This is a genomic window from Burkholderia torrens, from assembly GCF_984668525.1.
The window spans coordinates 2,711,103-2,730,896 of the sequence record NZ_OZ480212.1; the positions used below are offsets into that span (position 1 = coordinate 2,711,103).

Here is a 19,794-nt window from a genome sequence, read left to right on the forward strand (position 1 = left end):
CGGTTCTGCCGCCGCGCAGCCGCCATTCGGCGCGCCATGATGGTAATGTAGGCGCATCGATTCCGGCTGTCGAACCAGTATTTCTGCCGCCAGCCAATAGTTTTTCTACAGCCTGACGATGCCGCCACGCCCTTCCCGCCTGCCGCCGCTGAATGCGCTTCGTGCGTTCGAGGTGTCCGCACGGCACCTCAATTTCCGCGCCGCCGCCGACGAGATCGGCGTTACGCAGGGCGCCGTCGCGCAGCAGGTGCGCCACCTCGAGGACGTGCTCGGCCTGAAGCTGTTCGAGCGCCTGCCGCGCGGCCTCGCGCTCACGCACGACGGCGCCGCGTATTTCTCCGACGTGCAGCGTGCGCTGCACGCGATCGCCGACGCGACCGACAAGCTCGTGAAGCGCCGCGCCGCGCTGACGATCAGCACGACGCCGTCGTTCGCGTCGAAATGGCTGATCCCGCGGCTCGCGCTGTTCACCGAAGCGCATCCCGACTACGACGTGCGCGTGATCGCCGACCCGCAGATCGCGACGTTCCGCCACGACGGCGTCGATCTCGCGATCCGCTACGGCAAGCCGCCGTTCGGCAAGCATCTCGTCGCGCATGCGCTGTTCCCGCTCGACGTGTGTGCGGTATGCAGCCCGGCGGTACTGGCCGCGCCGGCTTCGCCGCGGGCGCTCGCCGGTCAGGTGCTGTTGCATGACGCGCACGACCTGTGGCCCGAGTTCCTCGAAGCGATGCCCGAACCGGTCGACATCGACCCGCACAAAGGGCTGCGCTTCAACCAGACGTCGCTCGCGATCGATGCGGCGGTCGCCGGCCAGGGCATCGCGCTCGCGACCGATCCGCTCGTCGAGCGCGACATCGCCGCCGGCCGGCTGTGCAAGCCGTTCGATTTCGCGTTTCCGCTGTCGGTGGGGTTCTATCTCGTGTATCCGGCCGAGCGCCGCGATGACGATGCGATCGCGGTGATGCGCGAGTGGATGACCGGGCAGGCAGCGTCGGACGGGCGGCCTTGAGCGGCTCGAGCGTCCTTCGTCGGCGTCAGGGCGCAATCCAGCGGCCTTCGTAGCCGCTTTCGCTCAGGTCGAACGCGGCTCGACGATGGCCCGCACGCGCGAGTTCGAGCCAGTCGATGCGCGTGACCCTCATGTTGACCAGGCAGAAATTTTCGTAGCCGTCGCCGGATGGCGCGGTGCTGTCGATATGGGCTTCTTCCGGTGAGTTGATCGACGTGCCGGGCGGCAACGGCGCGCGGTACAGCAGTAGCGTATGCGGACGGCTGGACGCCCAGATCGCACGCCGTTGCGCTTCGTCTTCGCAGATCGACGCCACGCCTTCCGCACGAATCTGCACGAGCGCATCGAGATCGTTCGCGACGATCGAGATGCGCGGATCGCGGCGCAACTCCGCGACTTTCTCCGAACGCACATCGGTATGAAACGACAGCACGCGATCGGCTCGACTCACTTGACGCAACACGATCGTCCGAACCTTCGGCGCGCCATCGAGGCCGAGCGTGGCCGCCTGCAGCATCGTGAACGGCGAGCGCTTTTCGCCCGCGCCGGATTCGAGACTGGACCAGACGCGGTCGTACGTTTGCGTGAGCGATTCGGAAGTCGATTCGGACATGAGGCGGCAGCGATCGTGAGTGTTGCGATCACGCAAGCTTAACCGTTTGCCGCGACGGCGACTCGCATGCAATGCGGCCGCCGCATGTGCACTACTCGGCTCAGTTGTAGCCGAGCACGACCGGCGCGGCGTCGGCGGCATCGGTCGCCGGCTCCATGCCGAAGCGGCCGAGCACGTCGGCCACATACTGCGGCCCCGCGCTGATCTGCGACGAGCGATGCTTCGCCGGCCGCTGGTCGCCCGCGCCTGACGCTGCACCCATCAATACCGTTTCGTTGACGGTGGTGATATTCACGTTGATGTCTCCTCACGCGGCGAGCGCCGCACCATACGCACGCACGAGGCGCGCGACGCCTTCCCGGATCGCATCGACGTCCGGCGCGGCGAACGACAGGCGCAGCGACGCTGCGTCGACGTTGTCCGCGAAGAACGCCTTGCCGGGGACGAACACGATCTTGTTGGCAATCGCCTGTTGCAGCAGCACGTCCGACGACACCGCGCCGATCCGCGCCCACACGAACATCCCGCCTTCCGGACGATGGAATTCGATCGCATCGCCGAACCCGTCGCGCAGCGCGTCGCACATCGCGTCGCACTTGCGCTGGTACGCGGCCGTGATGCGCGGCAGATGGCGTTCGAGCGCGCCGTCGGCCAGGTATTCGGCGGCGGTGGCCTGCGTCCACGGCGTGCTGCACAGATCGACCGTCTGCTTCGCGATCACGCAGCGCCGCGCGATCTCGGCCGGCGCGATCGTCCAGCCCACGCGCAACCCCGGCGCGACGATCTTCGACACGCTCGCGAAATGCACGATCCAGTCGCGCGCGCCGTCCACTTCGCCGGCCAGCGCGAGCATCGACGGCACGGCTTCGCCCGCGAAACGCAGGTCGCCGTATGGGTCGTCTTCAATGATCAGGAAGTGGTATTGCACCGCGAGACGCAGTAGTTTCAGCCGGCGCTCGCGCGTGAGCGTCGCGCCCGTCGGGTTCGCGAAGGTCGGGACCGTGTAGAGCAGCTTCGGCTGCGCGATCGCGCCCGATGCGAGTTGTTCGCCGAGACGATCGACGTCGAGGCCTTCTCCGTCGACGGGAATCGTTACGATGCGCGCCTGCTGCAGACGCATCGCCTGCAGCGTGGCCGGGTACGCCGGCTGTTCGGTCAGCACGACGTCGCCGGGCGACACCATCACGCGCAGCAGTAGGTCGAGGCCCTGCTGCGAGCCGGTCGTGACGAGCAGTTCGGCCGGCGTGCACGCGACGCCGCGACGCGCCATCAGCGCGATCAATTGCTGCTTCAGTTCGGCAAGGCCGTCGGTCGGGCCGTATTGCAGGCAGCGGACCGGCTGTGCGTACGCGCGCTCGGCGGCCGCGTTCAGGCCGTCGACGTCGAACAGGTCGCTGGCCGGATAGCCGCCCGCGAAGGAAATCATGCCCGGTTCGGACAGGTACTTGAACAACTCGCGGATCGGCGAGCCGGCAGGGTTTTGGAATGAGGGCGTGAACGCGTACATGTCGTCGTGTGCTGGAAGGCGCAGGCGGCCGGGATAGCCGTCGAGTGCCGGCCGCTGGGGCGCTTCTGGCGCCACGGCGGTGAATTCGAGCCACGATTGTCGATAGTCATTAAGGGCTCGGCAAACGATATCTATGCACTAGGTCTTGCGGTTTGGTCATTAAATCCCAGGTTTGGGCGTGGTGCTATCAGGTCGTTGATGCGGGTTTCGGCGGTGTTTGTCGAACGGGTGTTTGATCAGGGCGATTGTTTCGCCGGACGTGGTGCGGCCTCACGGGCCTTGCGGTCGTGACAGTTGTTGACGGTGGCGACGCCCAAGGTGCGCAAACGGACACGTCAACTAAAGGAGAAGTCGCGCACGATCGACTTCGATCTGCCATCACACCGGCCGCCGCCCGTGCCTCGACCTCACCAACCGCCACACCACCAATAAAGAACGCAACAAACAGCACAGTACTCGCAACAAAAATATATTTTCTTGCAACGATTGCAGTACAATTCCACCAAAATCGCGCAATTTCTCACGCTCAGGGTCTAACCCGATGCGGCCCCGTCTTTGGAGTGGTTATGGAACATTTCCCAATCGTGCAGGCGTTGTGCCGTGCTGCCTTGGCAGCCCCCTCGCCAGCAGTCCGCAAGCAAGTGGAGCGACTACGTGACGCTCTTACTAATCAGGGAGAGACAAAACAGGCAGCGTCTCTCGCTGGCCTAATCGCAGCTAGCGATAAAAATATTGAAGTTGCGCCAAGCCGCCTCACCGCCTCCAAGACCGTAGGGGGCGGAGAGACTCTCACACGGAACACGCTCCCGCCGGTTGACAGAGAGACAGCGGCCCCCCTTGCTGAAATTATCTTTCCGTCCGATATACAGCCGCAGCCGCCACTGTTCAACGCAGCGGTCACACAAGCTGTGACATCCGTTCTTCAAGAACTGACCCATGCAGAAGCACTGGAGGCTATGGACGTCCCACCCGCTAGGACATGTTTAATATTTGGCTCCCCTGGGACTGGAAAAACACGACTGGCACTATGGATGGCCCATGAGCTTCAGCTCCCTGTTGTCCTTGTGAAGCTAGACGGATTGATTTCCTCATTCCTTGGTACGACGGCGCGGAATATTGCCAACCTGTTTAGCTTCGCCAATCGATACCAATGCGTACTCCTTCTCGACGAATTCGACGCAATAGCAAAAATTCGCGATGACCCTCAGGAAGTTGGCGAAATAAAGCGAGTGGTTAATGCGTTACTTCAAAATCTTGATCTTCGAAAGGAAAATGGATTCACCATTGGAGTAACGAATCACGCTCGCCTACTTGACCCCGCAGTCTGGCGAAGATTTGAAGTCCAACTAGAAATCCCGAAACCCGATTTTCAGGTGAGAATGGACATAGCGAGAACGTTTATGGCACCTTTGACTCCTCCCGAAAGCCATCTCCGTCTTATCGCTTGGTTCACTGAAGGGGCAAGTGGCGCCGAGATAGAAATGCTCGTTCGGACATATAAGAAGGCAACTGTCGTGAACGACGAATCAGCGAGAGGCTTGCTTGACACACTGCAACAATTTGCGACCCGAAACGCTGCTCGTGTCGAAGAATCGCGACGAGCGCTGCTGTTTGCGGAGCCGGGTACATTGTTTAGAGTCATGAAGAGTGATCCGGACTTGAACTTTTCCCTTACAGACATCGGAGAGGTTGCCGGAAAGGACAAATCGACCGTGAGTCGCCAAATCGGGCGACCGGCTCGCTAGCGCGTTTGCATTGGAGAATATGAAATGGTTAGCCCGATCCAGATAGTTCTTAATCCGGAGAATTTTCACGAAGCCCGAGAAACGGGTGGAGGTGGTCCGCAGACGGATTTCTTCGCGGATCGGGACCAAGAGTTTTCTCAGCACAAAACCCGACTTGCAGAGCAACTGCGCTCAATAGCCAGTGGCCTGGAAGCTCAGCCCGAGACCGACATTGGGTACATAAAGATAATCCTTCGTCGTGAAGCATGGGCGAAGAGTCATCGACCGATTAAGGCGTTGTTCAAAAATCCACGCACCCCAATAGTGGGTGGGACGGATCTAGGGGTCATGGTTGCCCAGGCAACGCCCGATGCTCTTCGAGATATTGCATCCGAAATCCTTCGGGCAGAACCGGACACAAACTGGCGCTTCGTAGAGAAGCAGGAGCGTGCCATCCCTCATCCGAGCAAACGCCGCAGTGAGACGGGAGCGATTGATCGATTCGAAATCTATGGCGCAGACGATCGACGAGACTTCTCCGTAGAAGAGGCTGTCGCGTGGCTGTCGAATCCGTTGACTGGTAGTGCCTATCTACTCGAACTGTTCGAGACGCCTCCTCTTCGATCCCAGTGGGACACATTTGATGCGAGTCATCGACGCATGTATCAGTCGTTTTACGACGGCATGTCTCGCCTCGGCCGTGGGCTCTCAGTACAAGCACTGGCATCGGGAGAACCGGGCCAGAAGCTGCTATCCATCCGCCTCGGTCAATCTGGTTCCCCGCCTTTGCTGCGCTTGTCCTTAGCAACAACGGAACGTCGCCACGAGAGCGCGCTTTTCGATGCAAGCACAGCACGACATGCTTCGTTGCTCGCATTCCTAGATAGACATCCATTGGTGCGCCGCATCAGTCTACCTGGCATTGTTGTTCAGTCAGAGCGAGGATCGCCGCGTATGCGACCAGAATCTGCTGAATTGCCAGTTAGAGACGCCACGAGGTCGTACCCGAAGCTTGGCATCATAGACGGCGGCGTCGGTGAATCACTTTCAGACTGGGTTACAGGAAAATGGGATCTCATGGCTGATGGCGACGGTGATCCTCGGCACGGAACATTTATTGGAGGTCTGGCTGTAGCAGGCCTGGGTCTAAATGGCCCCAACTGCTGCCCAGAAGCCGACGGCGCCGAATTGGTAGACATTGCGGTCTTTCCCGATACCGACCAACCGGGAGTCTTTCAAAGCTACTATCCCGACGGCGTGCCACAGTTTTTTGATGAAGTTGAGTCGGCTGTTGCTGACGCGCGTGCCAGATACGGTGTTCGTGTGTACAACATGAGCTTGAACGTGGTGCAGCCCGCACGACCTGACAGATATAGCCCGTACGCCAGCCGATTAGATCAGATCGCCGACGCGCAAGATGTGCTGTTGTTCGTTTCCGCTGGCAACTTGGATGGCAGAGACTTACGAGCCGAATGGTCTTCCGACCCAGCAACTTCACTTGCCGGCCTCGCGGCGGCTAGGAATGATGGCCTGTTCATGCCGGCAGAGAGCGTCCGGAGCGTAACCGTAGCTGCAGTGAATCCGCCGGGCCACGAAACTGCAATCGCGCATGCACCCAGTCGTTACAGTCGCCGAGGGCCAGGACTCCGAGCAGGAGGAAAGCCGGATCTAGCCCATATCGGAGGATGGGGTAGCGCGCATCCAACATTGGGACACGGCCTGTTCTCTATTACCCCTCATGGTGCGCTCACTGATGGCTGCGGAACCAGTTATGCCACGCCATTGGTGGCAAAAACGGCATCGGTACTCGATCACCTGATCGAAGGAGAGGTGTCGAGGGAGACGCTGATCGGCCTGTTGGTACATCACGCCAAGATCCCAAGAACTCTTGAAGAGCGAACCCTGACGCAAATCGCTCGACATCTTGTCGGCTTCGGCGTCCCTCCCTCCGCACATGAAATCCTTGAGAAGGACGATCACGAAATAACACTCGTAATCGCATCGCGAATCCGACGTAATCAGCAGGCTGTATTCAGATTTCCGTGGCCTGCATCCCTCGTCGGCGACGGTGGGAAGTGTAGAGGTCGTGCCAAATTAACTCTTGTTGCATCGCCACCGATCGATCCAAGATTTGGCGCGGAATTTGTCCGTGTAAACATCGAAGCAGCTTTACAACAAGAGCAATCTAACGGACGTTGGAAAGGGCGCCTTGACGCAGTTTATCTTCCCGGCGGAGTTGACGCTCCCATAGTCGAAGCTGAACTGATCGAACACGGTATGAAATGGAGCCCCGTAAAAATGTACGAGAAGACGTTTCCAAGGGGAGTAGGCCCATCGTCGAACTGGCGTTTAGCCATTGAGTATTTGACGAGATCTGGCGAAGAGATGCCCGACGATGGCGTGCCTTTCACAGCAATTTTGACAATTTCAGATCCTAAGGGTGAGCAGCCCGTATTCAACGAGATGCGCCAAACCCTGACAGCACAGGGGATCCAAATAGCAGATATTCGCACAGCAGCGCGGATCACTCCACGTGTCTAGTGCAGCCCACGGCAACTCCATGAGCTGTCGGAATGGATGGGGCGGCAGTAGCCGCCCCTTCGCCCATCAATCACCCCGCCACACCCCGATTAGCCTCGATCACCGTCAGCGCAGCCATATTCACGATCCGCCGCACGGTGGCGCTGGAAGTCAGAATGTTCACGGGAGCATTGACGCCCAGCAGGAACGGCCCCACCGCCACATTGCTCCCCGCCTCGGTCTTCAGCAGGTTGTACGCGATATTCCCCGCATCCACATTCGGACAGACCAGCAAATTCGCCGCCCCCTTCAACGGCGACATCGGCAACAGCTTCGCCCGCAGCCCTTCGTCGAGCGCACAGTCGCCATGCATCTCGCCGTCTGCCTCGATATCCGGCGCCTGCTCGCGCACGATCTCCAGCGCCCGGCGCATCTTCACGCCCGACGCCGCGCTCCCCGACCCGAAATTCGACCGCGACAGCAGCGCAACCTTCGGCGTCAGGTTCAGCCATTCCATCTGCCGCGCCGCCGCGATCGTGAATTCCGCGATCTGCTCCGCATCGGGGTTGTCGTTCACGTGCGTATCCACCAGCGCGACCGTCCGCTGATCGAGCAGCAGGATGTTCATCGCCGCGTAAGTCGACGCACCGGGCTTCTTGCCGATCACTTCGTCCACGAACCGCAGGTGATTGTGATACTCGCCCACCGTCCCGCAGATCATCCCGTCCGCGTCGCCGAGCTGCACCATCATCGCGCCGATCAGCGTCAGGCGGCGGCGCATTTCCACGCGCGCCATTTCCTTCGAAATACCGTCGCGGCAGCGCAGTTCCCAATACTTCGTCCAGTACTGCGGGAAGCGCTCGTCATACTCCGGATTGGTCACTTCGACATCCTGACCGAGTCGCAGGCGCAGGCCGAATCGCTCGATACGCGCCAGCAGCACCTCCGGACGCCCCACCAGAATCGGCCGCGCGAGCTTCTCGTCGACGATCACCTGCACCGCGCGCAACACACGCTCGTCCTCGCCTTCGGTGAACACGATCCGCGCCTTGCCGCCGTCACGCACCAGCTTGCGTGCCGTCGCGAACAGCGGCTTCATGAACGCGCCCGAGTGGTAGACGAACTGCTGCAGTTGCTCGACGTACGCATCGAGATTCGCGAGCGGGCGCGTCGCCACGCCGCCTTCCATCGCCGCCTTGGCCACGGCCGGTGCGATCCGCACGATCAGGCGCGGGTCGAACGGCTTCGGAATCAGGTATTGCGCGCCGAACGACACGTCGTACGCCCCGTAGGCCGCCGCGACGACTTCGTTCTGCTCTTCTTCGGCCAGCCCCGCGATCGCGTGAACCGCGGCGATTTCCATCTCGCGCGTGATCGTCGTCGCGCCCACATCCAGCGCGCCCCGGAAAATGTACGGGAAGCACAGGACGTTGTTGACCTGGTTCGGGTAGTCCGAGCGGCCCGTCGCGATGACGACATCGTCGCGCGTCTCGTGCGCCAGTTCCGGGAAGATTTCCGGCGTCGGGTTGGCCAGCGCGAGAATCAGCGGACGCGCCGCCATCGCCTTCAGCATCTCCGCCGTGAGGATGCCGCCGACCGACAGCCCCAGGAACACATCCGCGCCGCCGATCACTTCGGCGAGCTTGCGCGCATCGGTTTCCTGCGCGAAGCGCGACTTGGCCGGGTCCATCAGCGTGGTACGGCCGCGATAGACGACGCCTTCGATGTCGGTCACCCACACGTTTTCCACCGGCAGCCCGAGGTCGACCAGCAGGTCCAGGCACGCCAGCGCGGCCGCACCGGCGCCCGACGTCACGACCTTCACTTCCTTGATGGACTTCCCGACGACCTTCAGCCCGTTGATGAACGCGGCGGAAACGGTGATGGCCGTGCCGTGCTGATCGTCGTGGAAGACGGGAATCTTCATGCGATCGCGCAGCTTCTGCTCGACCGTGAAGCATTCCGGCGCCTTGATGTCCTCGAGGTTGATACCGCCGAACGTCGGTTCGAGGCCGGCAATGATGTCGACCAGCTTGTCCGGGTCGGTCTCGTTGATCTCGATGTCGAACACGTCGATGCCGGCGAACTTCTTGAACAGGACGGCCTTGCCCTCCATCACCGGCTTCGACGCGAGCGGGCCGATGTTGCCGAGGCCGAGCACGGCGGTGCCGTTCGTGATCACGCCGACCAGGTTGCCGCGGCTCGTGAAGCGGTGCGCCTGCAGCGGATCGGCGGCGATCGACTCGCACACGCTCGCCACGCCGGGCGTATAGGCCAGCGCCAGATCGCGCTGGGTCACCAGCGGCTTGCTCGCCACGACCGAGATTTTCCCGGGGGTCGGAAACTCGTGATAGTCGAACGCGGCCTGCTGCTGTGTCTCTGTCTGTTTCATGTTTTGGGTCCCGGCGTGGGCGCCAGGCCAGTCCCGGCGCGATCCATGAAGGTGATTCTAGGGATCCGCCATAACGTGATGATTCTGTTTTAATATCGGTCCATCACTTTTTCATGATGAATACATGACCAGTCAATGAATTTTGACGCAAACGACGTGGTCAGGCGGCTCGGCGCTCGTCTGAAGATTCGGCATCTGGTGCTGTTGCTGCAGATCCAGCAGCACGGATCGCTGACGCGCGTCGCCGAGCACATGGCCAGCAGCCAGCCGGCCGTGACGAACGCGCTGTCCGAGCTCGAGAGCATGTTCGGCACGCCGCTGTTCGAGCGCTCGTCTCGCGGCATGCGGCCCACCGCGCTCGGCGCGGTCGTGCTCGAGCGGGCGAAGGCGATGATCAAGGATCTCGACCACCTCGCCCGCGAGATGGAGGCCGTCGCCGCCGGGCATGCAGCCCATCTGCATATCGGCGTGATTCCGTTCATCTCCGGGCAGATGCTGTCGGCCGCACTGAAGCGGCTGCAGGCGCGGATGGAGCGGCGGCTGACCGTGACGATTCACGAAGGCACCAGCGATCAACTGTTGCTGCAGCTCAGGGACCACAGCGTCGACATCGTGATCGGGCGCGCGTCGTCGGCGATCGATCTGGGCCAGGTGTCGTTCGAAGTGCTGTATCAGCAGCAGCCGCGCATGATCGCGAGCCGTCGTCTTGCGGCCAAGCTCGCGCGCACGCCGCTGGATTGGCACAAGCTGCACGCGCTCGACTGGATTCTCGGCGCGCCGCATACGCCGATGCGCGAACAGGTGACCGACCTGTTCCTGTCGGCCGGCATCGCGCCGCCCGTGCCGATCGTCGAAAGCTATTCGTCGAAGCTGATCGGCGAAATGATCGCGTCGAGCGACGAAGCCGTGTCGATCGTGCCGGCCGACATCGCGGAAGAACTGGTGCGGATCGCCGGCGTGGCGATCGTGCCTTACTCGCTCGTGTGGACGCTTCCGCCGATTGCGCTGTTTACGCGCTCCGCCGATTCCCGTTCGCCCGCACGCGATCTGCTCGTCGAGGCGCTGCGCGCGGTGTGCAAGGAGACGTACGGGGACATGCAGCGATAACGCGTTACTTGGTGGCAGCAAGGCGGCGCAGGATTTCCGGACGCTCAGAGGCCAGCACGTGGTCCCCGCCCTCGCCGTTGTCGTAGCGCTTGCTCGTGCGGTAAGAAAAGCGCTTCGCGTATTGATTGGCGACAGGATCGAACACCCATGCGTCGACTTGGAAGAAGTGCTTGTCGAAATGCACTTCGCCCTCTTGCCACTCGGCGTCCGCGCGAACAAACAGCGGATACGGCGACACGTCCGGCAGCTTCCACATCGCGCGGTCGGCCATCTCCGTCTGGGTGACTTTCGGCATCAGGTTCTCGATCTTGCCGTTCGCGCCGATGCGCAAGATCGCCACGCGCTCCAGCATCCCGCTGCCGCCGCCCGAGAACATTCCCGAGAAGAACACCCACGAGCCGCCCGATGCGATCGGCAGCCGCTCGGACTTCGGATCCAGGCCGAACTGGTACAGCTCCTTCGAAGAATGGGGAAGCGGCGCCGGCGGCATCTCGAAGCACGGGGCGTGGTCGGGGAGTATGCAGAGCTTGACGCCGGACAGCGGGAGACCGTCGCTGTCGAGCTTGCCTTCCGTCAGTGTGAAGCGCGGGAATGCGGATTCGGCGGGGGCTGCCTGAACGTCGGCGATGCCGACGACTGCAAAGCTCAAGATCACCGCGAGCGTCTTACCGGTCCTGCGCATACATCACCTTCTCTTTGATTTTTTGAATGACGCGGATTGTCGAGGATTCGACAGGCTTGTGCCGAAAATCATTGCTGGTTTCACTTCGATTGACGAGACGCTTGCGAGAAATCCGTCAGTGATCCAGTCGACAGTTGATCAGCCGGCTTCTCGTACAGCGACCAGTCACGGCCGTCCGACTTCAACCCGACGCGGACAAAGCCAAGCGATTCATAGTAGGCGCAAAGCTTCGTGTTTTCCGCTGCACAGTCGAGACGGACGAAACGCCGGTTCAAACGGCTCGTCTCGTGAGCGCACCAGTCGAGCATGAAGTCGCCAATGCCGTGCCCGTTGAAACCCTGCCGTACACATAGCCCATGCACGTAACCGGCGATCGGTTCTTGAGGCCCCCAGTGCGGGTCATCGTCGAGGCTGAGCGAGAACGTCCCGACCAACGTGCCATCCTGTTCGACGACATACACCGCTTTCTCGGCGACGTTGTTCCTTACCCACCGCTCGGAGAAGCCGTCACCCTCCTTTCCCCACACATAATCGCCATGCGCGACTTTCTTTGCATGCGCATCGTTCCGGATCTGCGTAAGCGCCGGTACGTCATCTGCCGTGACTCTGCGGACGCATTTCGAATTCATCGCTCGTCTTTCCGTTGAGTCTTCGCGGTGTGGCACGACAGCCGCCATCTCGCCAGCCAGCATTCGCAATAGCAAACGTGACGATCTTAAGAAGTCGTACCCTGGAACCATCGCGAACACGGGTCCGTATAAATCAGCACGGTCGCAATCGCATTGGCGAAAAAAGACACTTCGATCAGGGTCACCCTGAACGGGGGTGCCATCACGATGAAGGCTAGCGTCGTGACAATCGTGAGTACCAGTTCCAGCGTTCGCGCCAGTTTTTGTCGTTGGCAGAGGCCGATGATCAGGCTGGCGTTCAGGAGCAGCCAGAACGCCTGGACCACGGCGATCAAGGCAACGCCCTGACGCATAAGCGTCGCCTTTTCCGCAGGCACTTCGCCAAGTTGATCGAAACCCAGCATCTGAAACCAGACAGCAAATCCGACTTCGATGAGCCAGACAATTGCGAAGAGCGCGACGGCATGACGGATCTGCGGCGGCGCGTCCATGTGAAACGCCGGCATGGCCTTCAGTTTGCTGATTGGCATCGTCTTTTCGGGAGGCCGATGGCCCCCGCCCCGGGATGTGCTTCTATTGTCTGCACCGCACGTCGACATCAAGCCACTGCATGTTTCGGCTGAGTGTAGCTTACTCGCTGTCCGACTCGAAACGATCGTCCGATAGAAGCTGAAGCGTCCGATCATTCGCAACAATTAGACTCACCGCCCTTGATGCTCCGCGAGCGTGACAACGCACAGCGCATGATCAGCGATCTGATCGCGACCGTAGATTTGCTCGCATCTCGACAAGCCCGCATAGAGATGCTCGATCGTCGGCATGTCGACCCTCACCGCTCGCAATCTGTCATATCCCCTAATACACTGGTTGCGATCCAACTCGTATGTCGACGGCGAGTGTTTCAGAACAGGAAACACCGGAAAGGCCCTCGGTAATTGCTGCGGTGCGATCGGCGAACTTGGCAGGATCGACGACGTACTCGCAACGAGGAAATCGTCAAAGCGAATCAACGCGGATACCGCCGCCTGCGTGCAATATTCGTAGGCGGCCTCGGGCGATTCGTCGGGGGATGGAGCCGGAAAACTAAAAATCATCCCAAGACCAAAACGAAATGGTGGCTCGCCGAAGAAGGGGCGTTGAGCAAAGGGAAACTGCGCAGACGCATCAACCGTGTGCATCACCAGAATCCAAAGCAACAGGTATTTTCGCAAGAGCAAGTGTTCCGATTCGAAATGCGCTGTCGAGTCAGTCGGGCGTAGACTCGATCCCGAGTGCAAGCGTGACTGGCGGCCCCCTAACCGAGGGATAAGTAAATCCCAGCGCCAGCCACGAGGACGAACAAAAGTGCAATGACCAGGCAAACAACTCGCCGGCCTCCGCGCAGGCGAGCCGCCCCGAAATACAATCCAGCCATGCCGACACAAAGCGTCACGGGCCAGTATTCAACACCCGCGGCAAGCACCACCATGTAGAAAGGCCAATCGATGGTCATTTCGCTCATCGCGACACGCTCTCTTGTGTGTTTGGTGCGTCACCCCTCCGCCTCATGACACACCACTTCGATATTGTGCCCATCCGGTCCGATGACGAATGCCGCGTAGTAGTTCGCGTGATAATGCGGCCGCAGCCCGGGCGCGCCGTTGTCCTTCCCGCCCGCCTCCAGCGCCGCTTGGTAGAACGCATCGACTTGCTGCCGATTGTCGGCCACGAACGCGATGTGGAGATGCGCCGGTTTCTCGTCCGACTGGAACAGACACAGCGAAGCCTTGGCGGGCGTACTGATCTCGATGCCGTAAGAAGGCTCGCCCTCGCCCACCGTCACGGCACCGATCGGTGTAAGCGCCTTGAGGAAAAATGCCTTGCTGGCGGCAAAGTCGCTGACGCCGAATTTGACGTGGTCAAACATGAGATCCCCTCGGATAGATGGGCTGGCCTGCACCCGGGTGTGATGTCGAGACCACCGCGATGTTGCCACATACTGCCGGCGGCAGTACACCTCTTCCCTCACCCGCTCACCCCATACCGGGCCGTCACGCCGCGCTACATGACATTGTCGAGATCCGATGGATACCTGACGATCGCATGTCGGCCACCTTGCTCGCCTGAAAGAATTCGAAAAACCAGTGAGCACCGCCACGCCAGGCTTCGTCCAATGCGCATCCGGCTTGCGATCATTCGATCGCCGCCAGCACCGGCTCAAAAAAATTGGCCCGCGCCGGAAAGCGCGGGCCGAGCGGAAGTCACCAAACACCTTGGGGGGGACAAGGCGAGACCAGTCTAGCCCGAGCCATCGGAAAGAAGATTTCATGCGGGATTACAGCTATTACTTCATATGACGAAGCAACGGCTGGTGTCGTCGGCGCCAGTTTGCGACCCGTCATTCCTGAGCCGGCGTTGCCGTGCGACCGGCTTGCCCATCGTCGGCGCCGTGCACTGCATCGTAGGGTTTGCTATCGTCCGATAACCTGATGCTCCAACCCTCCTCACCCACATCGAAGAAGGCAGCCCAATGATCGACCACGTCTACCTCTCCGTCACCGACATCGACAAGTCGCTGGCCTTCTACGCCGAAGCGTTGAAACCGCTCGGCTGGCGCATCTTCGGCAACTACGACTCCGCGTCGGGCCCCGAGGGCGTCCCCGATCTCTACGGCATCGGCGACGACGTGTACGGCAAGGGCAACGCTGTCGGATCAAGTATCTGGCTGCGCCAGCGCAAACCCGGCGAGACGGGGCTGTACCTCGGGATCGTTTGCGATTCCAACGAACTGGTCGATGCCGCCTACGCAGCCGCGATTCAGGCCGGCGGCATCGACGAGGGGAAACCGGCGGATCGCACCTACTTCGCTCGCGGCTACTACGCGGCGAACGTCGCCGACTTCGACGGTAATCGCCTCGAGTTCGTCCACAAGGCATGGAACCCGAAGCGACACGCATAGCACCAACGGCGGCGCCAGTCGTACGCGCGCGGGCTCAAGTCAGCATGCGCCACCCAGATGCTGCGTGAACCATTCCGCCGCCGCCCGACTGGTTGCGTCGAAGTGCTCGATATACGGCGTGAAATGGCCGCCCTTGATCTGGAGCAATCGCTTCGGTTCCAGCGCGTTTTCCCACGCCTTGAGGCAAAGGTCGGTCGGCGTCAGCACGTCCTGGTCGGCGACGATCATCAGCAGTGGCGTCGGCGAGATGCGCTCGACGTACTGGCCCGGTTCGTTCTCGCGAGACATCTCTGCACTGCGTAACGTCACTTCATTTCGCCAGCTCGGCGCAAACTGCGCGGCCGATTCGGTGAAGAACCGGTACGCATCCGCGCCGGCCATCGCACAAGCAGCCGAGGGGTCGGCGCTGACGGCCGGCAACATGGCCGGCGCGCCGCCCGCGAAGCGCTGCCCGCGGTCGTCATCGAAGCGTGCCAGCATTGCCGGTACGAGATCGGAACGCGTGCGGCGCAAGCCCGACTGATACCCGCTGATCGTCGGCACCTGCGACACCACGCATTTCACGCGCCGGTCGATCGCGGCGACTTCGAGCACGTGGCCGCCGCTGTAGCTGGTGCCCCAGATGCCGATGCGTTCGGCATCAACCTCTGCGCGCGTCAGCAGATAGCTGATCGCATCGCGATAGCCGCGCTTCTGTTGCACGGGATCGATTTCCTGACGGGGCAGCCCGTCGCTTGCGCCGAAGTTCTTGTGATCGTAGAGCAGCACGGCCAAACCATTCGCGGCGAACACCTCCGCGTAGCGGTCCAGATACTGTTCCTTCACGGCCGAGAAGCCGTGCGCCATCACGATGGCGGGATGCGTTGCGCGGTCGGCGGAGCGCTGCGCCGGCTCGTAGAACCAGCCCCGCAGCGTCGTGGATTCGGACGGGAATTCGATGTCGTGGCGCGTCATGTCGGCTTGCCTCATTCGGTCGGTGGATTCGATGACCGACACGATAGGCCCGCACGCCAAATCCCGCGTGTTGCGGTAAGACGTTTGCTACGCGGAATCGGACAGTTTCGCGTAAGCGCTCGGCGTCATGCCGGTGAAGCGGCGAAACACGGTCGAGAATGCGCTCGTCGTTTCGTACCCCAGTTCGGCCGCGACGGCGATCACGGAGCAACCCGATGCCAGCAACGGGCGTGCGGCTGAAATCCGGGCCTGCTGTCGCCACTGGCTGAACGACAAGCCGGTTTCGGCCTGGAACAGCCGCGCCAAGGTTCGGCTCGACGCACCGACTTCATCGGCCCATTCCGTCAGCGTTCGTTGATCGGCCGGATCCGACAGGATTGCATCGCAAACGCGTGCAAGCCGCCGGTCCCGGCCAGAGGGAAGCCTCAACGGCTGCTCGGGCGACCATTCGATTTCAGCGAGCATGAGCTGGATGACGAGATCGTCGCGTCCGGCGGGATGCGCGTCGATCGAGAGAGACGACGCGCGCACGATCAGTTCACGCAGCAGCGGCGACACCTCTACCAGTCTCGGTTGATTCGGATAAGCCGACGGGTACGCATGCGGGTCGACGTACGCCGTTCGCATTTCGAGGAGACCGTGTGCGCGCATCGCATGCGGAAGGTCGGGCGGAATCCAGAGCGCGCGATGCGGCGGGATCATCCACAGCGACTGGCACGTGAAGATTTCGGCAATGCCCGTCGTCGTGTAGACGAGTTGTGCACGCGGATGCTGGTGCTCTGCGACGACGAAACCGTCGGGAAATGCTTTCGGCATGACCGCTGCGATACCCGGTGCGTTCTGGTAATCGCGCGGGTCGGTGCTCTTTTGAACGGACACGATGCCGGCACGCTTCGGGTTGGCTGTCACGTAGCGCTCGATCGCGCCACCGTGGCCGCTGCCTTCGTCCTTCATCGCTCGTCCTTTCACTTGTGCGGGATGGTCAGGTGATGCGATCCCGGCGAATCGGACAGATGATACGAGAATGCATGCTGCATGGCATTCCGGTGGCTCGCCCCGATGATCGCAGCACGCGACTGAATCACACCGGAACCCGCAGGATCGGAACAAACCGGCCCGGTATGACGGTCGACTCTTTCTCGGCAATCTTCTCTGCGCCGAGCGACATATAGAACGGCACGGCGTTGGGATCGGCCTCGATCACGAAGCTTCTGATTCCCCTCGCGGCGGCGTCTTTCCTGAGTTCGGACCATAGCGCACGCGCGACGCCCTGCCCCATATGATCCGGATGAACGAATAGCCATCCGCGCGTAAGCTCATCGGAATCGGTCGAAGCCCTGACCCAGAACCCGATGATCCGTTCTTCTGTTTCGGCCACGTACGCCATCGAGCTTTCGATCATCTCGGGTGTCACCGTGAGATCGGCTTGCCAAAGATTCAGCCAGTCTTTGGGGTAGCCCCAGTGCGCTTTCGACAGAAATGCCAGCGCCGTGAGTGCGTCCGCATCGTCGGGCCGGCCGGCCCGAATGACAAATTGGCGGTGCATCTGGTCTCCTTTCCCGGTCAGCACGTCCCGCATCGACGACACATGGCCCGATCGTACGCTCGCACAAGGCAATCGGATCAAGGAACGACATGATGACCGTTTTGTGCTGAACGGGTGGCCAGAATGGGATACCTGCGGGTGCTTTGCATCGGATTGCTTGCGGGGACATTGAGTGGCGTGATCGGCACCGGCGATACGCGACCCTGCCCCTTAACCTGTCGCTGCGAGGTCCGCGAAACTGGTCATCCTTGCCTCACAGGCACGGACCAGCGCCAGATCGTGACTTGAAAAGAAGACGGCGGTGTCCGCTGCCAGCGTCCTGAACAGGTCGACCAGAACGGCACGCGCAGCGGCATCGAGCCCGTTCCCCGGCTCATCCGCGATGACGATAGCCGGTTTGCCAAGCGTCGTCGCCGTCAGGAAGAACTTTTTACGCGTACCGAGCGACATCTGCTCGAAACGCTTCTCCAGGTGCGGTACGAGCCCGAACCGGTTCGCGAGATCGAGCGTGCGGGTATCGACGCTCGTCTTCTTGGCGGACGCCACGAGTTCGAGAAACGCCTGGCCGGTCTGGAACGGATACGCCATGCAATCGTCCGGCACGTACGCCAGGACGGACTTCGCATCGAGCGGCGCAGTGCGCAACGAATGGCCGTCGAGCCATACCTCGCCCTCGTCGGCGTCGATCGTTCCGGCGAGAATTCCGAGCAGGGTGGATTTGCCGCTGCCGTTTTCATCGCACAGCGCCACGCATCCGGCACCGGACGCGTAATTGAGCCCCTGGAAGATGACGCGCTTGTCGTAGCGTTTGCCGAGATTGTCGAATCGGAGCATGGATGAGTGGATCAAACGAAAATTTTCCAGGTGACGGTCACCCACGCCGCGATCACGACGATGCCGAGCAACACGGACTGACGCGACGCATAGCGTTGCGGCAGATACAGCCATGCCGCGAGCACCGCGCCCGCGCACAGGAGCGCCGCCGCCGACCACCACGTCAGGAGGCGATGGGCCACCAGCAGCAGCGGCACGACGGCAGCAAACGGCAGCGCAAGCGCAACGACCGTCAGCCAGTCGGCCCGCACCTTGGCGACAGCCGCAACCGGCAGAGATTGCATGAAGTGGGCGGCCCTCGCGTGCGCCGCTCGCAAATCGCGATAGGCGGTTGCCGCAATCAGTCCAATCGCCCCCTCCGAAATCAACGTCAGGGGGACGGCACGCGTATCGAAATGCCAGATTCCGATCAGCAGACAAGTCGCAGCCGTGACCAGGCCCATCATTACGCACCGCCCGAGGGTCGCGGCGAGACGATCGCGAAGAATACCGATCTGCAGCCTCGTCACCGGCGAAAAGCCATGCCACACATGGCTGCGTACGGAGCCCGTGACGCGGCGCGAGAAAGCTCGCGACGTCTCGGGCCGCGAGGCCCGCACGGGGGCGGTATGGGCGATGGCGAACGTGGCGGGCAGCAACGGCATGATCAGCAACACCATGCGTAACGCCCCCTCGGCCTCAAGGCCCGCGACGAGGAAACCATTGGCAACGACCAGCGCAATCGCGTTGCGCACGCCACGCGACAGCGCCGTCAATTGCCATCCCAACGTAATCAGGAACAGATCCAGAACGAACAGATAGTTGCTCGCCTTCTGCGGCAGAAAAGCCAGCGCGACCGCGGCTGCAACGACGGGCAGCAACAGCGGCGTACTCGCGACGAGCACGACGATCGCGTCAACGATGCGGCGCCGGCTGTCGGGAACAGGCAAAGACTTGAGGAAACGGCCGAACGGACCGCCGGTGACGGCCGTACGTTGCGCGAGAATCCATAACACGCCTACGGCCTCGAGCAGATGCACCCAGGCGAGTCGCCATTCGACGCCATGTGACGGTGCGAGCGCTTCGAGCACCGGGGCGCCGAGCATCCGGGTTTGCGCAAATACCGGCATTGCCGGCAGCACCAGCATGACTGTCAGGAGAAGCGCCTGCCAATGCCTGCGCAGCATGCGGGACGTCGCGAGCCCATACCACCTCAGACGGCACGACAACATGACCTCTCCCTTTCCCGGCACACCCTGTTCCGCACCGAATCGAATGCCGAATCGGCAACACGATGCAACGGCACCCGCTCGACCGTCATGTGACGGCCACGAAGACAACGAACGGCTGCGCACCT

The 19,794-nt window shown here is 61.6% G+C and carries 20 protein-coding genes; 5 read left to right on the top strand and 15 right to left on the bottom strand.

Features of this window, described 5'->3' with window-relative positions:
- The first annotated feature begins 118 nt into the window (after positions 1-118).
- Complete coding sequence (gene gcvA / locus AC5LXX_RS28430; RefSeq protein ID WP_124451478.1) at positions 119-1,012, top strand: transcriptional regulator GcvA; 894 nt, start codon at positions 119-121, stop codon at positions 1,010-1,012.
- A gap of 25 nt (positions 1,013-1,037) precedes the next feature.
- Here gcvA and AC5LXX_RS28435 read toward each other — a convergent pair whose 3' ends face one another.
- The 3 genes from AC5LXX_RS28435 to AC5LXX_RS28445 all read right to left on the bottom strand — a co-directional run bounded on the left by AC5LXX_RS28435 (position 1,038) and on the right by AC5LXX_RS28445 (position 3,132).
- Positions 1,038-1,625 (bottom strand): pyridoxamine 5'-phosphate oxidase family protein, encoded by a 588-nt coding sequence (locus tag AC5LXX_RS28435; RefSeq protein ID WP_493411921.1) that lies wholly within the window; start codon positions 1,623-1,625, stop codon positions 1,038-1,040.
- A gap of 100 nt (positions 1,626-1,725) precedes the next feature.
- Positions 1,726-1,920, bottom strand: a complete 195-nt coding sequence (locus AC5LXX_RS28440; protein WP_493411922.1) for a hypothetical protein — start codon at positions 1,918-1,920, stop codon at positions 1,726-1,728.
- 12 nt (positions 1,921-1,932) lie between these two features.
- Positions 1,933-3,132: an aminotransferase-like domain-containing protein gene (locus AC5LXX_RS28445; RefSeq protein WP_493411923.1), complete on the bottom strand. Its 1,200-nt coding sequence runs from the start codon at positions 3,130-3,132 to the stop codon at positions 1,933-1,935.
- A gap of 566 nt (positions 3,133-3,698) precedes the next feature.
- On the opposite strand from AC5LXX_RS28445, the gene AC5LXX_RS28450 reads away from it, so the two are divergent.
- A complete protein-coding gene (locus AC5LXX_RS28450) occupies positions 3,699-4,877 on the top strand; it encodes an AAA family ATPase (protein ID WP_493411924.1) in 1,179 nt (392 codons plus the stop codon).
- Between the two features lie 24 nt (positions 4,878-4,901).
- Positions 4,902-7,397, top strand: coding sequence for a S8 family peptidase (locus AC5LXX_RS28455; RefSeq protein WP_493411925.1), 2,496 nt, complete (start codon positions 4,902-4,904; stop codon positions 7,395-7,397).
- Between the two features lie 70 nt (positions 7,398-7,467).
- On the opposite strand, the gene AC5LXX_RS28460 is transcribed toward AC5LXX_RS28455, so the two are convergent.
- On the bottom strand, positions 7,468-9,768 hold the full coding sequence (locus AC5LXX_RS28460; RefSeq protein WP_493411926.1) for an NADP-dependent malic enzyme: 2,301 nt from the start codon (positions 9,766-9,768) through the stop codon (positions 7,468-7,470).
- 135 nt (positions 9,769-9,903) lie between these two features.
- Between AC5LXX_RS28460 and AC5LXX_RS28465 the strand changes: the two genes are divergently transcribed.
- Positions 9,904-10,875, top strand: a complete 972-nt coding sequence (locus tag AC5LXX_RS28465) for a LysR substrate-binding domain-containing protein (protein ID WP_124451500.1) — start codon at positions 9,904-9,906, stop codon at positions 10,873-10,875.
- 4 nt (positions 10,876-10,879) lie between these two features.
- On the opposite strand, the gene AC5LXX_RS28470 is transcribed toward AC5LXX_RS28465, so the two are convergent.
- The 6 genes from AC5LXX_RS28470 to AC5LXX_RS28495 all read right to left on the bottom strand — a co-directional run bounded on the left by AC5LXX_RS28470 (position 10,880) and on the right by AC5LXX_RS28495 (position 14,092).
- Positions 10,880-11,557 (bottom strand): hypothetical protein, encoded by a 678-nt coding sequence (locus tag AC5LXX_RS28470; protein WP_493411927.1) that lies wholly within the window; start codon positions 11,555-11,557, stop codon positions 10,880-10,882.
- Between the two features lie 80 nt (positions 11,558-11,637).
- Complete coding sequence (locus tag AC5LXX_RS28475; RefSeq protein WP_493411928.1) at positions 11,638-12,186, bottom strand: GNAT family N-acetyltransferase; 549 nt, start codon at positions 12,184-12,186, stop codon at positions 11,638-11,640.
- Between the two features lie 86 nt (positions 12,187-12,272).
- Positions 12,273-12,716 (bottom strand): hypothetical protein, encoded by a 444-nt coding sequence (locus AC5LXX_RS28480; RefSeq protein WP_493411929.1) that lies wholly within the window; start codon positions 12,714-12,716, stop codon positions 12,273-12,275.
- A gap of 171 nt (positions 12,717-12,887) precedes the next feature.
- Complete coding sequence (locus AC5LXX_RS28485; protein WP_493411930.1) at positions 12,888-13,397, bottom strand: hypothetical protein; 510 nt, start codon at positions 13,395-13,397, stop codon at positions 12,888-12,890.
- 83 nt (positions 13,398-13,480) lie between these two features.
- Positions 13,481-13,687, bottom strand: coding sequence for a hypothetical protein (locus AC5LXX_RS28490; protein WP_493411931.1), 207 nt, complete (start codon positions 13,685-13,687; stop codon positions 13,481-13,483).
- 30 nt (positions 13,688-13,717) lie between these two features.
- Positions 13,718-14,092 (bottom strand): VOC family protein, encoded by a 375-nt coding sequence (locus tag AC5LXX_RS28495; protein WP_493411932.1) that lies wholly within the window; start codon positions 14,090-14,092, stop codon positions 13,718-13,720.
- A gap of 603 nt (positions 14,093-14,695) precedes the next feature.
- On the opposite strand from AC5LXX_RS28495, the gene AC5LXX_RS28500 reads away from it, so the two are divergent.
- Positions 14,696-15,124, top strand: coding sequence for a VOC family protein (locus AC5LXX_RS28500; protein ID WP_175901115.1), 429 nt, complete (start codon positions 14,696-14,698; stop codon positions 15,122-15,124).
- Between the two features lie 39 nt (positions 15,125-15,163).
- Here AC5LXX_RS28500 and AC5LXX_RS28505 read toward each other — a convergent pair whose 3' ends face one another.
- The 5 genes from AC5LXX_RS28505 to AC5LXX_RS28525 all read right to left on the bottom strand — a co-directional run bounded on the left by AC5LXX_RS28505 (position 15,164) and on the right by AC5LXX_RS28525 (position 19,624).
- The gene (locus AC5LXX_RS28505) at positions 15,164-16,078 is read right to left on the bottom strand and encodes an alpha/beta hydrolase (protein WP_493411933.1); all 915 of its coding nucleotides are present in this window, start codon (positions 16,076-16,078) and stop codon (positions 15,164-15,166) included.
- 87 nt (positions 16,079-16,165) lie between these two features.
- Positions 16,166-17,224, bottom strand: coding sequence for an AraC family transcriptional regulator (locus AC5LXX_RS28510; RefSeq protein WP_493411934.1), 1,059 nt, complete (start codon positions 17,222-17,224; stop codon positions 16,166-16,168).
- Positions 17,160-17,624 carry a GNAT family N-acetyltransferase gene (locus tag AC5LXX_RS28515; RefSeq protein ID WP_493411935.1) on the bottom strand — a complete coding sequence of 155 codons (465 nt, stop codon included), beginning with the start codon at positions 17,622-17,624 and terminating at the stop codon, positions 17,160-17,162. The genes AC5LXX_RS28510 and AC5LXX_RS28515 overlap by 65 nt, the downstream gene beginning before the upstream one ends.
- Before the next feature lie 210 nt (positions 17,625-17,834).
- On the bottom strand, positions 17,835-18,458 hold the full coding sequence (locus tag AC5LXX_RS28520; RefSeq protein ID WP_493411936.1) for an ABC transporter ATP-binding protein: 624 nt from the start codon (positions 18,456-18,458) through the stop codon (positions 17,835-17,837).
- A gap of 11 nt (positions 18,459-18,469) precedes the next feature.
- The gene (locus AC5LXX_RS28525) at positions 18,470-19,624 is read right to left on the bottom strand and encodes a DUF6136 family protein (protein ID WP_493411937.1); all 1,155 of its coding nucleotides are present in this window, start codon (positions 19,622-19,624) and stop codon (positions 18,470-18,472) included.
- Between the last annotated feature and the right edge of the window lie 170 nt (positions 19,625-19,794).

What these genes read in the sequence shown, in the direction of transcription:
- gcvA (WP_124451478.1), top strand. Translation starts at nt 119, where the DNA reads ATGCCGCCACGCCCTTCCCGCCTGCCGCCGCTGAATGCGCTTCGTGCG.
- AC5LXX_RS28435 (WP_493411921.1), bottom strand. Translation starts at nt 1,625, where the DNA reads ATGTCCGAATCGACTTCCGAATCGCTCACGCAAACGTACGACCGCGTC.
- AC5LXX_RS28445 (WP_493411923.1), bottom strand. Translation starts at nt 3,132, where the DNA reads ATGTACGCGTTCACGCCCTCATTCCAAAACCCTGCCGGCTCGCCGATC.
- AC5LXX_RS28450 (WP_493411924.1), top strand. Translation starts at nt 3,699, where the DNA reads ATGGAACATTTCCCAATCGTGCAGGCGTTGTGCCGTGCTGCCTTGGCA.
- AC5LXX_RS28455 (WP_493411925.1), top strand. Translation starts at nt 4,902, where the DNA reads ATGGTTAGCCCGATCCAGATAGTTCTTAATCCGGAGAATTTTCACGAA.
- AC5LXX_RS28460 (WP_493411926.1), bottom strand. Translation starts at nt 9,768, where the DNA reads ATGAAACAGACAGAGACACAGCAGCAGGCCGCGTTCGACTATCACGAG.
- AC5LXX_RS28465 (WP_124451500.1), top strand. Translation starts at nt 9,904, where the DNA reads ATGAATTTTGACGCAAACGACGTGGTCAGGCGGCTCGGCGCTCGTCTG.
- AC5LXX_RS28470 (WP_493411927.1), bottom strand. Translation starts at nt 11,557, where the DNA reads ATGCGCAGGACCGGTAAGACGCTCGCGGTGATCTTGAGCTTTGCAGTC.
- AC5LXX_RS28475 (WP_493411928.1), bottom strand. Translation starts at nt 12,186, where the DNA reads ATGAATTCGAAATGCGTCCGCAGAGTCACGGCAGATGACGTACCGGCG.
- AC5LXX_RS28480 (WP_493411929.1), bottom strand. Translation starts at nt 12,716, where the DNA reads ATGCCAATCAGCAAACTGAAGGCCATGCCGGCGTTTCACATGGACGCG.
- AC5LXX_RS28490 (WP_493411931.1), bottom strand. Translation starts at nt 13,687, where the DNA reads ATGAGCGAAATGACCATCGATTGGCCTTTCTACATGGTGGTGCTTGCC.
- AC5LXX_RS28495 (WP_493411932.1), bottom strand. Translation starts at nt 14,092, where the DNA reads ATGTTTGACCACGTCAAATTCGGCGTCAGCGACTTTGCCGCCAGCAAG.
- AC5LXX_RS28500 (WP_175901115.1), top strand. Translation starts at nt 14,696, where the DNA reads ATGATCGACCACGTCTACCTCTCCGTCACCGACATCGACAAGTCGCTG.
- AC5LXX_RS28505 (WP_493411933.1), bottom strand. Translation starts at nt 16,078, where the DNA reads ATGACGCGCCACGACATCGAATTCCCGTCCGAATCCACGACGCTGCGG.
- AC5LXX_RS28515 (WP_493411935.1), bottom strand. Translation starts at nt 17,624, where the DNA reads ATGCACCGCCAATTTGTCATTCGGGCCGGCCGGCCCGACGATGCGGAC.
- AC5LXX_RS28520 (WP_493411936.1), bottom strand. Translation starts at nt 18,458, where the DNA reads ATGCTCCGATTCGACAATCTCGGCAAACGCTACGACAAGCGCGTCATC.
- AC5LXX_RS28525 (WP_493411937.1), bottom strand. Translation starts at nt 19,624, where the DNA reads ATGCTGCGCAGGCATTGGCAGGCGCTTCTCCTGACAGTCATGCTGGTG.